This window comes from Acinetobacter kanungonis (assembly GCF_009939195.1).
In the GTDB taxonomy this organism is placed as follows: domain Bacteria; phylum Pseudomonadota; class Gammaproteobacteria; order Pseudomonadales; family Moraxellaceae; genus Acinetobacter; species Acinetobacter kanungonis.
Genome location: NZ_JAACKC010000002.1, coordinates 97,735 through 110,475 on the forward strand (window position 1 = coordinate 97,735; position 12,741 = coordinate 110,475).

At 44.0% G+C, this 12,741-nt stretch carries 10 protein-coding genes and 1 riboswitch; of the genes, 9 read left to right on the forward strand and 1 reads right to left on the reverse strand.

Features of this window, described 5'->3' with window-relative positions; translation table 11 throughout:
- Positions 1-124 precede the first annotated feature (124 nt).
- Positions 125-1,315 (forward strand): cell division protein FtsZ, encoded by a 1,191-nt coding sequence (gene ftsZ, locus GWK51_RS04685; RefSeq protein ID WP_100241176.1) that lies wholly within the window; start codon positions 125-127, stop codon positions 1,313-1,315.
- Positions 1,316-1,440: 125 nt separating this feature from the next.
- On the forward strand, positions 1,441-2,343 hold the full coding sequence (gene lpxC / locus GWK51_RS04690) for a UDP-3-O-acyl-N-acetylglucosamine deacetylase (protein WP_100241177.1): 903 nt from the start codon (positions 1,441-1,443) through the stop codon (positions 2,341-2,343).
- A gap of 97 nt (positions 2,344-2,440) precedes the next feature.
- Here lpxC and GWK51_RS04695 read toward each other — a convergent pair whose 3' ends face one another.
- Complete coding sequence (locus GWK51_RS04695; RefSeq protein WP_100241178.1) at positions 2,441-2,884, reverse strand: DUF721 domain-containing protein; 444 nt, start codon at positions 2,882-2,884, stop codon at positions 2,441-2,443.
- Between the two features lie 107 nt (positions 2,885-2,991).
- Here GWK51_RS04695 and GWK51_RS04700 point away from each other — a divergent pair, with 107 nt between their 5' ends.
- The 7 genes from GWK51_RS04700 to guaB all read left to right on the forward strand — a co-directional run bounded on the left by GWK51_RS04700 (position 2,992) and on the right by guaB (position 12,656).
- Complete coding sequence (locus GWK51_RS04700; protein ID WP_100241179.1) at positions 2,992-3,681, forward strand: M23 family metallopeptidase; 690 nt, start codon at positions 2,992-2,994, stop codon at positions 3,679-3,681.
- A 328-nt stretch (positions 3,682-4,009) separates the two neighbouring features.
- The gene (aceE, locus tag GWK51_RS04705) at positions 4,010-6,724 is read left to right on the forward strand and encodes a pyruvate dehydrogenase (acetyl-transferring), homodimeric type (protein WP_161932875.1); all 2,715 of its coding nucleotides are present in this window, start codon (positions 4,010-4,012) and stop codon (positions 6,722-6,724) included.
- Positions 6,725-6,726: 2 nt separating this feature from the next.
- On the forward strand, positions 6,727-8,691 hold the full coding sequence (locus GWK51_RS04710) for a 2-oxo acid dehydrogenase subunit E2 (RefSeq protein WP_161932876.1): 1,965 nt from the start codon (positions 6,727-6,729) through the stop codon (positions 8,689-8,691).
- A gap of 165 nt (positions 8,692-8,856) precedes the next feature.
- Complete coding sequence (locus tag GWK51_RS04715) at positions 8,857-9,150, forward strand: hypothetical protein (protein ID WP_100241270.1); 294 nt, start codon at positions 8,857-8,859, stop codon at positions 9,148-9,150.
- 73 nt (positions 9,151-9,223) lie between these two features.
- A riboswitch (yybP-ykoY riboswitch) is annotated at positions 9,224-9,368 on the forward strand.
- An 84-nt stretch (positions 9,369-9,452) separates the two neighbouring features.
- Entirely contained in the window at positions 9,453-10,028 is a 576-nt protein-coding gene (locus tag GWK51_RS04720) for a TMEM165/GDT1 family protein (protein ID WP_142769960.1), read from the forward strand.
- A gap of 181 nt (positions 10,029-10,209) precedes the next feature.
- On the forward strand, positions 10,210-11,007 hold the full coding sequence (locus GWK51_RS04725; protein WP_161932877.1) for an oxygen-binding di-iron domain-containing protein: 798 nt from the start codon (positions 10,210-10,212) through the stop codon (positions 11,005-11,007).
- A gap of 182 nt (positions 11,008-11,189) precedes the next feature.
- The gene (guaB, locus tag GWK51_RS04730; protein WP_100241184.1) at positions 11,190-12,656 is read left to right on the forward strand and encodes an IMP dehydrogenase; all 1,467 of its coding nucleotides are present in this window, start codon (positions 11,190-11,192) and stop codon (positions 12,654-12,656) included.
- The last annotated feature ends 85 nt before the right edge of the window (positions 12,657-12,741 follow it).

Consider the following 12,741-nt stretch of genomic DNA (forward strand, 5'->3'; position numbering starts at 1 on the left):
AAGCAGTCGAGACTTGACAAGCTAGACATAGCGCAGCATCCTAAAACCAATTTTTATTTATGCAGATCAAGGCAGTATACGGGCTTAAGTGACTGCCAATTACGAATTAGGAAATTTAAAGGTCATGGCCTCATTTGAATTTTTAGAAGATGATCAAAACGATAGCAACGGTCAAGCCCGTTTCACTGTATTTGGTGTAGGTGGTGCAGGCGGTAATGCTGTTCAACACATGTTGGAATCTGACATTCAAGGCGTAAAATTTGTTTGTGCCAATACGGACAAACAAGCATTAGACCGTATGAATGCACAATTCAAAATCCAGTTGGGTGAGCAAAGCACGCGTGGTTTGGGTGCAGGTGCCAATCCGCAAGTGGGACAAACCGCTGCTGAAGAAAGTCGCGAGTTAATTCGTCAGCATCTTGAAGGCACCGATATGGTGTTCGTCACTGCGGGTATGGGTGGTGGTACAGGTACAGGTGCTGCACCCGTGGTTGCCGAAATTGCCAAAGAAATGGGGATTTTGACCGTAGGTGTGGTCACTACACCATTCAATTTTGAAGGGAAGCGTCGTCAACAATCTGCGGAAAAAGGCATTGAGGCTTTAGAAGCACATGTCGACTCGCTGATCATCATTCCGAACCAACGCTTATTAAAAGTGTTCCGCGACATCTCAATGAAAGATGCCTATAAGAAAGCGGACGATGTATTGCTGAATGCAGTCCGTAGTATCTTTGATTTGGTGGTTCGCCCTGGTCATATTAACCTTGACTTTGCTGACTTGAAAACTGCAATGAGTACTCGTGGTTATGCCATGATGGGTGCAGGTTCTGGTCGTGGTGAGCATCGTGCACGCCAAGCAGCAGAACAAGCAATTCGTAGTCCATTGTTAGATAACGTCACCATTATGAATGCCAAAGGCATTTTAATTAATGTGACGGGTGGCGATGATGTGACATTTGGTGAGATCGAAGAAATCACGGATGTTGTAAACCAAATCGTTGACTTGGATGAAGGTCAGGTATTCTACGGTACCGTATTTGATCCAGATGCGCGTGATGAAATTAGCGTCACTGTGATTGCAACAGGTTTAACCCGTAATTCGGCGGATGCTATTGAGCCAACCAAACGCCCAACCACGGCACAGGTGTCACGTTCTGCAACTACAGCACATGCTGCGGTTGAAGAAGATGATGTTCCTGCGATTCAACGTCAACAAACCGATTCACCTGCGATTAATGCAGCTTCATCGGCGGGTGCTTCACGTCCTACACCAATGAGCATTCAAGATTATTTGAAGAATCAGCAACGTAAGTAATTATTTAATAATATCTTTTTATCAAGATATGACAAAAAGGTAGCGCATTCGCTACCTTTTTGTTTTTTATCAATGGCTAAATATGCTAACGTATAGCGGTTTTATGGGCAGATGATAGAAAAAGCATGTTGAAACAGCGTACCCTGCAACGTGTCGTGAAAGCGAGCGGTATTGGTCTTCATAGTGGGCAAAAGGTATTAATGAACTTTGTGCCGCACCATGTGGATGGGGGCATTGTGTTTCGTCGTATTGATCTTGATCCGCCCGTCGATATTCCTGCCGATGCCATGCTGATTCAAGAAGCATTTATGTGCTCCAATTTGGTTCAAGAAGATGCCAAAGTGGGCACCATTGAGCACGTGATGAGTGCAATCGCAGGTCTAGGCATTGATAATTTAATTATTGAAGTCTCTGCTTCTGAAGTCCCAATTATGGATGGCAGTGCAGGTCCGTTTATTTATCTATTAATGCAGGGCGGTTTGGTCGAGCAAAATGCACCAAAAAAATTCATCCGAATTTTAAAGCCTGTTGAAGCGCTTATTGATGATAAGCGTGCCATCTTTACCCCGCATTCGGGCTTTCAGCTCAATTTCACCATTGATTTTGATCATCCCGCATTTAAAAAAGAATATCAGTCCGCCACCATTGATTTTTCTACTGAAACTTTTGTCTACGAAGTGAGTGAAGCACGTACTTTCGGCTTTATGAAAGATCTCGATTACCTCAAAGCCAATAACTTGGCATTGGGTGCAAGCTTAGATAATGCGATTGGTGTGGATGATACAGGTGTGGTCAACGAAGAAGGACTACGCTTCTCTGACGAATTTGTTCGTCACAAAATATTAGATGCCGTGGGCGATTTATATTTATTGGGACATCAAATTATTGCGAAATTTGATGGATATAAGTCAGGTCATGCTTTAAACAACCAATTGTTGCGCAATGTCCAAAGTGATCCAAGCAGCTACGAAATTGTAACATTTGATGACATAGATCAATGTCCAATCCCTTATGTAAGTGTGACATAAGTCATTGTCTTACATGGGTTACATTATAATATAACAAATAAGAGTGTGATAATTGTCACATTTAAGCATTGAAACATTTTCTAGGAACGCGTCTGGGTTACTTTTTATTGCTTGCCAAACGTAGCATCGCTTGGCTAAGCTTAGGGTCGCTCACAAAGTCAGCAGCCCCTTTTAATAAGTCTTGGGTTTCTGTGCTTAAAGACCGAGAAGATGGTTCAGTGGTCGGGTGTGTAGTTTTGGGGGAAACTCTCAAACGTACCTGAAGCTTTTGTAAATCTTTAAGTTCTTCGAGTCGAGCTAATTCAACAATATAGTGTTTTTGCAAATAACCCAGCTGACTCACCATCGCTTGATTTTCACCTGTTATGGTCAAAACACCATGTTGATAACAAGCAACCTGCCATTGCTCTGGTTGAGGCAATAACGGTTGAATAAGTTTGCTAAGTTTCTGCCATGCAGCAACTTGGGTTGAGAGAAACGATAAGTTTCCTGTTTTTATGCGTTTTCTTGTTTGTTGAAAGAGATTCTCTGGTTCGGACATACATATTACCTTCATATTTGTGTCTTAATCTTATGCGCTCCTTTCAGTAGATATCAAGGAAGAGATCACGCAAGGAACTTTTGTAAGAACAGTTTAAAGAGGTTTTTATGCACACGAGACGTATTTTATTGGCGTTTTCTTTAGCAGCTTCGGCCGCATCGGTCGCTTTCGCTGATTTAGTTCAATTGAATTCAAATACCACTGCTTCACCAGATCGTATTGAACAGCTTACTCAAACACTTGCCCAAGGTTCGTATGCTGAACCTGAAGATATTGATATCCCTGCAAGCACACAAGTATCCGTTAAGCTGCGTGAAAAAACAGTTGAACTCAACAACGAGTCGATTGCTAAAAAATATGGCACTAAAGCTACGTATTCAGCATCTTCAAATAATCCTTATTCATGGTTAGTGACTCATCCATTGCCAGACATGAAACGTGTTAGCTCAAATTATGGTGGTCGTACCATGGGTGGCCGCGCTGAACATCACTCTGGATTGGATTTATCTGCGCCAAGTGGTACTCCGATTTATGCAACGGGTCCTGGTGTCGTAACCAAGTCGGGTTGGGGCTCAGGTTATGGTCAATACGTTGAAATCAATCACGGGAATGGCTATATCACGCGTTATGCTCATGCTTCTCGTCTAGTGGCACGTGTGGGTGATCGCGTAGAAGCGGGTGAACACATTGCCAATGTTGGCTGTACAGGTCGTTGTACGGGTCCACATTTACATTATGAAGTAGTAAAAGATGGTCAGCGTAAAAATCCATCTACCTACTTAGCGATGTTGCCATAATCGTACCTCGAATTTATTCCTTAAATTCCTTCAAAGGCAGTACATTGGGTCTAACCTCTTTCCAATGTGCTGCCTTTTTGTTTCTGTGAGATTTGCACCAAAACAGGGATGTTTTCTTCACCTTTTTTCATACTATCAGGCAAAAGAATTTTGTTTGTATGAAAAATCTACATTATTGGCGATTTTTTGTTAATTTGAGTGTTAAATCGTCAGCAATTATTTATTTTATAAATAGTGGTGCATGTCCGTATTCAGCTGTAGCGATAACTTCTAATACCAAAGTATGGTACATATATAAAATAGATTAAGCTCAAGGAATAGGTGGATTATGGCGTTTTATGGCGATACTGATGCGCAAGAAACCCAAGAATGGCAAGATGCTTTTGATTCGGTTCTAAAACACATGGGAACAGAACGCGCTGCATTTTTATTAGAAAAATTATATCAACGTGCAATCGCGAAACATGTTCCTATTCAGCGCTTAAATACTCCTTATTTAAATACGGTTTCAGTTGACGAAACTCCTGCAATGCCAGGCGATCAGGATATGGAGCGTCGTATTCGCGCGCTGATCCGTTGGAATGCTCTGGCAATGGTTTTACGTGCCAACAAAACAGGTGACGACTTAGGTGGTCACTTGGCAAGTTTTGCATCTTCAGCAACTTTATACGATGTTGGTTTTAACCACTTCTTCCGCGCAAACAGCAATAACTTTGGCGGAGATATGATTTATTACCAAGGTCACTGTGCGCCTGGTATTTATGCACGTTCTTTCTTGGAAGGACGTTTAACTGAAGAACAGTTAAGTAATTTCCGCCGTGAAGTGGGCGGCAACGGTTTGCCAAGCTATCCACATCCATATTTAATGCCGGACTATTGGCAGTTCCCAACGGTATCGATGGGTCTGGGTCCAATCATGTCGATTTATCAAGCACACATTCAAAAATATTTGATGAACCGTGGCTTGATCAAAGAAGAAGATCGTAAAGTCTGGGCTTATCTTGGCGATGGTGAGATGGATGAGCCGGAAAGTACGGGTGCAATCTCGCTTGCTGGTCGTGAGAAATTGGATAACCTGATCTGGGTGGTGAACTGTAACTTACAGCGTCTAGATGGTCCGGTACGTGGTAACGGTAAAATCATTCAAGAATTAGAATCGTTATTCCGTGGCGCGGGCTGGCGTGTCATTAAAGTAGTCTGGGGTCGTCATTGGGATCCATTATTGGCGAAAGACACCACAGGTGCTTTAAAAGCAGTGATGGAAGAAACAGTTGATGGTGAGTACCAACGCTATCAAGTGAAAGGCGGCGCATATACGCGTGAGAAATTCTTTGGCAAGTATCCAGAAGCTGCGGAACTTGTAAAAGATTTAAGTGATGAAGACATCGATAATCTCAACCGTGGTGGTCATGACCCGTACAAAGTTTTTGCAGCCTATGCGGAAGCAATGAAAGCCAAAGGTCAACCAACCGTTATTCTTGCAAAAACGGTTAAAGGTTATGGTTTGTCTGAAGAAATTGAAGCGGTGAACAAAACTCACCAAATCAAAAAAATGCAGATCGACTCTTTGAAATATGTGCGTGACCGTTTCAACCTGCCATTTACAGATGATAAGTTAGAAGAGCTTCCATTCTACCGTCCAAGTGAAAACTCGCCAGAAATGAAATATATGAAGGCGCGTCGTGAAGCTTTAGGTGGCTATCTACCTGCACGTCGTAAAGAGAGTGAGCAATTAGCCATTCCTGAATTGTCGGTATTTGATGCGGTACTCAAAGGTTCTGCGGGCAAAGAACAATCCACCACGATGGTGATGGTGCGTTTAATCGCTTCTTTATTGAAAGAAAAAGCAATTAAAGACCGCGTAGTGCCAATCGTTCCTGACGAAGCGCGTACTTTCGGTTTAGAAGGTATGTTCCGTCAGTTGGGTATTTATGCTGCGCATGGTCAGAAATATACCCCTGAAGACCAAGAACAGTTGATGCATTACCGTGAAGCCAAAGACGGTCACATGTTACAAGAAGGGATTAACGAAGCTGGTGCGATGAGTGCATGGGCAGCGTTGGCAACCAGTTATTCAACCAATAACTTGCCAATGATTCCAATGTACATGTACTACTCAATGTTTGGTTTCCAACGTATTGGTGATATTGCATGGGCGGCAGGTGATGCTCAAGCGCAAGGTTTCTTGCTAGGTGCAACTGCAGGTCGTACCACACTGAACGGTGAAGGCTTACAACACCAAGATGGTCACTCACACATCCTTGCAAACACCATTCCAAACTGTGTGTCGTATGACCCATGTTTCGGTTATGAATTGGCGGTGATCGTGCATGACGGTTTACAACGTATGTATGTGAACCAAGAGCGTGTGTTCTACTACTTAACCGTAATGAACGAAAACTACGAGCATCCTGAAATGCCAGCGGGCGCAGAGGAAGGCATCAAACGTGGTATGTACTTGTTCCAACAAGATGAAAAAGCCACTGTTCAGTTGATGGGTTCAGGTGTAATTCTGCGTGAAGTGATTAAGGCTGCGAAAATCTTACGTGATGAATACCAAATCCATTCAAACGTATGGAGCGTGACCAGCTTTAACGAGTTGGCGCGTGATGGTATGGCATGTGAAGAATACAACCGCTTACATCCTTTAGCTGAACAAGCCAAAGAAGCGTGGGTATCTGAGTTGCTTCGTCCTACCGATGGTATCGTGGTTTCTGCAACGGATCATATGCGTGCTTATAGCGAACAAATCCGTGCTTATCTGCCAGACAACCGTCCATTCGTGGCTTTAGGTACTGATGGTTATGGCCGTTCTGATACACGTGCCAACCTACGTAGCTACTTCGGTGTCGATGCAGCGCATATTGTGGTTGCAACCTTGAAAAAGTTAGCGGACGAAGGTGAAGTAGATGCACGCTTAGTGAAAGATGCGATTTCTTCATTTGAACTTGATACAGACCGTCCAGTGGCATGGGCACCTCAGGCGCACCCTGAAGTTCATGCAGTTGCGGACTACAAAGAACAATCAGGTGAGGAGAACTAAGTATGCAAATTACAACACCTGATATTGGCGTAGATAAAGCTACGGTTGCCGAAATTTTAGTGAAAGTGGGCGATCAGATTGCGGTGGATGACAGTCTGGTTTTGCTTGAGTCTGATAAAGCCTCTGTTGAAGTGCCAAGCACTTCAGCAGGCGTGGTGAAAAGCATTAAAGTTACAGTGGGTGATGAAGTTTCTGAAGGCGCTGTCCTGATTGAGCTTGAATCAGAAGCTGCTGCGACTCCTGCTGCTGCAAAAGTTGAAGAAAAAGCGGCTGAACCTGCTGCAGTGGTTGCAACACCAGAAGTGGCTGCTCCTGTTGCAGCGAGCCAAGCAGCGCCAAGTGCTGTGGTTGATGTGCAAGTTCCTGACATTGGCGTTGAAAAAGCAGTTGTGGGCGAAATTCTGGTTCAAGTTGGCGATACGATTGAGATCGATCAAAGTATCGTGGTGGTTGAATCGGACAAAGCGACGGTTGAAGTGCCGAGCACAGTTGCGGGCACAGTGGAAAGCGTTGAAATTCAAGCTGGCGACACCGTGAAAGAAGGCGTGGTGTTGTTAAAAGTGAAAGTGGCAGGTGCTGCTCCAGCAACGACCACGCAAGCAGCTGTCAGCACGCCTGCACCAGTTGCTGAGCCTGTACAGGCAGCGGTTGCTCCTGCAGCACCAGTGGCAGCAGGACCAGTTGAAATTACTGTACCTGACTTGGGTGTCGACAAAGCTGCAGTCGCTGAAATTTTAGTGAGTGTAGGTGATCGTGTTGAGAACGATCAAAGCATCATTGTGGTTGAATCGGATAAAGCGACCGTTGAAGTGCCAAGCACGACTGCGGGCGTGATTAAAGCCATTCATGTTGCTGCTGGACAAAGTGTTGCACAAGGCATGCCTTTGGTGACCATTGAAGCTGAATCGGTAGCGCCTGCGGCACAAGTTGCTGCAGCACCAGCCAAAGCACAAACCCAAGCCGCTGCTGCACCAGCACCTCTAGCCGCGAAAGTTGAATCTGCACCTGTAGTGACAACTGGGGCAGACAAGCTGACCAAAGAGCAAAGTGCAGAAAATGCAAAAGTCTATGCAGGCCCTGCAGTGCGTAAATTAGCACGTGAGTTAGGCGTTGTACTGGCTCAAGTACAAAACTCAGGTCCACATGGTCGCTTAATGAAAGAAGACGTGTTTGCCTATGTGAAAGCTCGCTTAACTGCACCACAAGCAGCACCCGTGGCTGCGGCAGCACCAGCAGTTTCAGGCTTGCCGAAATTGCCAGACTTCACGGCTTTCGGTGGTGTGGAAGAAAAAGTGCTGACGCGTTTACAGCAAGTTTCAATTCCGCAATTGTCATTGAATAACTTCATTCCGCAAGTGACGCAGTTCGATTTGGCTGACATTACTGCGTTAGAAGATTGGCGTAATGAGCTAAAAGGCAACTTCAAGAAAGAAGGTATCAGCCTGACCATTATGGCATTCATCATCAAAGCGGTTGCGCATTTGTTGAAAGAAGAGCGTGAGTTTGCAGGTCACTTGTCGGATGATGGCAAGTCAGTGCTATTACGTAATGAAATCCATATGGGTATTGCAGTGGCAACCCCAGATGGCTTAACTGTTCCAGTGTTACGTAACCCAGACCAGAAAACCATTAAGCAAATTGCAGTTGAATTGGGTGTGATGGGTCAAAAAGCCCGTGACAAGAAACTTTCTCCGAAAGACTTGCAAGGTGCTAATTTCACCATTTCTAGCTTAGGCGCAATTGGTGGTACTGCATTTACCCCATTGGTGAACTGGCCACAAGTAGCAATTTTAGGGATCTCACCAGCGACCATGCAGCCTGTATGGAATGGTCAAGGTTTTGATCCACGCCTGATGTTGCCGTTGTCTTTGTCTTATGATCACCGTGTAATTAATGGTGCAGATGCAGCACGCTTTACCAATAAGCTTACCAAGTTATTGGGCGATATTCGCAGTTTACTGCTCTAATTTATTTTTAAATCAGCGCATAAAACCTCGCCTCGGCGGGGTTTTTTATTGTGATGGATTTGGATAAATCGTAAAAATCTGTTGTGAAGTCTCTTACATTTGAGTGATTTAGTTAAAATGCATAAAGATGTCAAAAATAAATTGAATGCAGGGAGTTGCATGCAGATGTTTGCCTTTTTTAAATTTATGCTGCCCGTTTTATTGTTGGTTTTGGTATTGATGGGGCTTTGGCTCAGTGTGCTGCATTTCCCATGGCATTGGGTGACGTATCTAGTGATGGGACTGGAAATTTTCACCGCCACGATTGTCTTTTCCATGGAATATCAGGCACAGCATATTGGGGGTGCCAGTGGTTGGGGCAGCTTTGGCTGGTTGGGATTTAATGTTGGCTTGGCGATGTTACTGGGATTGTGCCGTGGTGCACTGTGGTTATATCAGCGTTTCGGCTTTTCAGTTTGAACAGCCAAGCATGATAGTGGAAAACGAAAAACTACAATCAAAGATTTGAAAAATTAGTGGAATTTTATATAATACTGATGATTCATTGGGGAGTAGCCGCTTTTTACGCTCCGTAAAAAGGTGATGATCAACATAATTGTTCCACAGAACATGGTCATCATAGCAAAGAACCAAATAAGCTCATAAAACAGCTTTTTTTGTTGGCAAGACCTTTGATTTACCACTCTGCATCAATCTATTTGATTTTGGCTAGCAGGAGGGGTAAGTCATAGGCAAATTTTGCTAGCCAGAGAAAAGATGTTATGCATGAGTTCCTAATTTCGACAGCAATTGTCGCTCTCGCTGAAATGGGTGATAAAACCCAACTTCTTGCCTTATTACTGGCTGCACGTTTCCGTAAACCTGTTCCTATCCTGATTGCCATTTTAGCTGCAACGCTGATTAACCACGGCTTATCTGCGGTACTGGGTCAGTGGATTACGACTGTTTTGAGCCCTGAAGTCTTGATCTGGGTATTGTCACTTGGCTTTATTGGTATGGCCGCGTGGATGCTGATTCCCGATGAGCTGGATGATGAAACCGCGAGCATCAATAAATGGCAGAAATTTGGAGTCTTGGGCGCCACCTTCATCCTGTTCTTCTTGGCTGAAATTGGTGACAAAACCCAAATTGCAACAGTGGCTTTAGCGGCACGTTATGACAGTATTTTCTGGGTTATGGCGGGAACAACCGTGGGGATGATGCTGGCCAATGCACCTGCGGTGTTTGTAGGCAATAAACTGGCTGACAAATTGCCAATTGCATTAATTCATAAAATTGGTGCAGCCATCTTCTTGGTGATTGGTGTCTCGACGCTGGTGCAGCACTACTTCTTCTAAGCCGCCCGTGATTTTAAGAAAACCCAGCAAAATAGTTGGGTTTTTTGTTATGTAAATCAGATAAATAACTTCATAAAACTGCAAACTTGCTCTGTATATTTATTGTAAGTTGGACTGATTCCCTTTATGTTATAGGGAATTAAAAATTGAACTTTTAGAATATAAATATTGGGGTTTTGCTATGGCTTTCGATCGCACCACATCGCAAGTGTTATTTGATAATGGTACGCATAAGTGCATCAGTTTTACCAGTCTAGTCAAAGGGGAAGGCGTTCAGGCAAACCAGTTTCTGATTTTGGATCATGAGCGTGCTGCGGTATTGGACCCAGGCGGTGATTTAACTTATGTTCCGTTAACCATGGAACTGAATAAATATACACGCCTGACCAACCTCGACTATGTAATGGCATCTCATCAAGACCCTGACATTATTACTTCTATGCCCCGCTGGTTGGTGTATACCGATGCCAAAGTGGTGGCTTCAAAGCTGTGGGCGCGCTTTTTACCACATTTGAACTCCGCGTTTATGAGCGATCGTATGAAAGGCAATTGGTTAGATCGTCTTATTGAACTGCCTGATCATGGTCAGGTGATTCCTTTGGGACAGTCTTCGATTGTAGCGATTCCAGCGCACTTTTTACATTCGGTGGGGAATTTCCAGTTTTATGATCCGATTGCGAAAATTCTATTTTCGGGCGACATGGGCGCATCCATGGTCGACGATGCCAATAAACCATTAGAAAATTTTGCGTCACATATTCCGAAAATGAAAGGCTTCCATCAGCGCTATATGTGTTCCAATAAAGTGATTCGTCTTTGGGTGAACATGGTACGCAGCATGGATGTCGAGATGATTGTGCCGCAGCATGGTACGCCATTTATTGGTAAGGACATGATTAACCAATTCCTCGACTGGATTGAAACGCTGGAATGTGGTGTTGATTTGATGGACGAAAGTATTTTCACCTGTCCAACTTAAAGCTAAATCAAGTATAAAAGGAAATTAGTGGATGGATTGACGCTAATTTCCTGAGTTAAAATTGGGTCTGCAAAATGATTTCCAGCGCGCTTGCATTTTTAAATGATATTTTTTTAATAAAAAATGAAATTTAAAGCTAAATTTGTTTATAATAGCGCACGGAAATTACCAGTGAGACTGTTATGTTGACCATCGTTCAAGAAGCGTTAACCTTCGATGATGTCTTATTACTCCCTGCCTATTCTACTGTCCTCCCAAAAGATGTCTCTCTAAAGACACGCCTGACTCGCGGCATTAACTTAAATATCCCTCTCGTTTCAGCAGCAATGGATACCGTGACTGAATCACGTATGGCAATTGCGATGTCACAAAACGGTGGTATTGGTATTTTGCACAAAAACATGGATATTGCTGCACAAGCTGCAGAAGTACGCCGTGTGAAAAAATTTGAAGCAGGTATGGTCAAAGACCCAATTACAGTGACACCAGAAACCACAGTACGTGAGTTGATTGCGATTACGCAAGCCAACAACATCAGTGGTGTGCCTGTAGTAAAAGATGGGAAAGTGGTTGGTATTGTGACAGGACGTGATACACGTTTTGAAACCAACCTTGAGCAGCCTGTAAGCAGCATTATGACGGGTCAAGACCGTTTAGTGACTGTACGTGAAGGCGAATCGAAAGAACAGATTCAGGCATTATTGCAGAAACACCGTATTGAAAAAGTATTGGTGGTTGGCGAAAACAACGAACTGAAAGGTTTAATTACGGTAACTGACTTCCGTAAAGCTGAACTTTATCCAAACAGTTGTAAAGATGACCTCGGTCGTTTACGTGTGGGTGCTGCAGTCGGTACGGGTGTAGAAACACCAAGCCGCGTAGAAGCTTTAGTGGAAGCGGGTGTTGACGTGATTGTGGTGGATACTGCACATGGTCACTCTGCAGGCGTGATTGAGCGCGTACGCTGGGTGAAACAGAACTACCCTCAAGTTCAAGTGATTGGTGGCAACATTGCAACAGGTGATGCTGCATTAGCGCTTCTGGATGCGGGTGCAGATGCGGTGAAAGTGGGTATCGGTCCTGGTTCAATTTGTACCACGCGTATTGTTGCGGGTATTGGTATGCCACAAATCTCTGCGATTGATAGCGTTGCCAATGCACTGAAAGAACAGATTCCTTTAATTGCCGACGGTGGTATTCGCTTCTCTGGCGATATGGCGAAAGCAATTGGTGCAGGTGCAAGCACGATTATGGTTGGTTCATTGCTTGCGGGTACTGAAGAAGCCCCTGGTGAAGTTGAATTCTTCCAAGGTCGTTACTACAAAGCATACCGTGGTATGGGTTCATTGGGTGCAATGGCGGGCGCGACAGGTTCTGCGGATCGCTATTTCCAAGACTCGAAAGCAGGTGCTGAGAAGTTGGTTCCAGAAGGGATTGAAGGTCGTGTACCGTATAAAGGACCTATGGGCAACATCGTCCATCAAATGATGGGTGGCTTACGTTCTTCTATGGGCTATACAGGTTCTTCAACCATTGAAGATCTACGTCAGAATGCAAAATTTGTGAAGATTACGGCAGCAGGTATGTCTGAGTCTCACGTGCATGATGTGACCATTACCAAAGAAGCGCCAAACTACCGCGTTGGTTGATTTTTAGTAAATTAGATTCAAAGAGACCGTCAACACTATGACGGTCTTTTTTGTTTTGGTGTAAAGTATTTCACTATGACAAAAG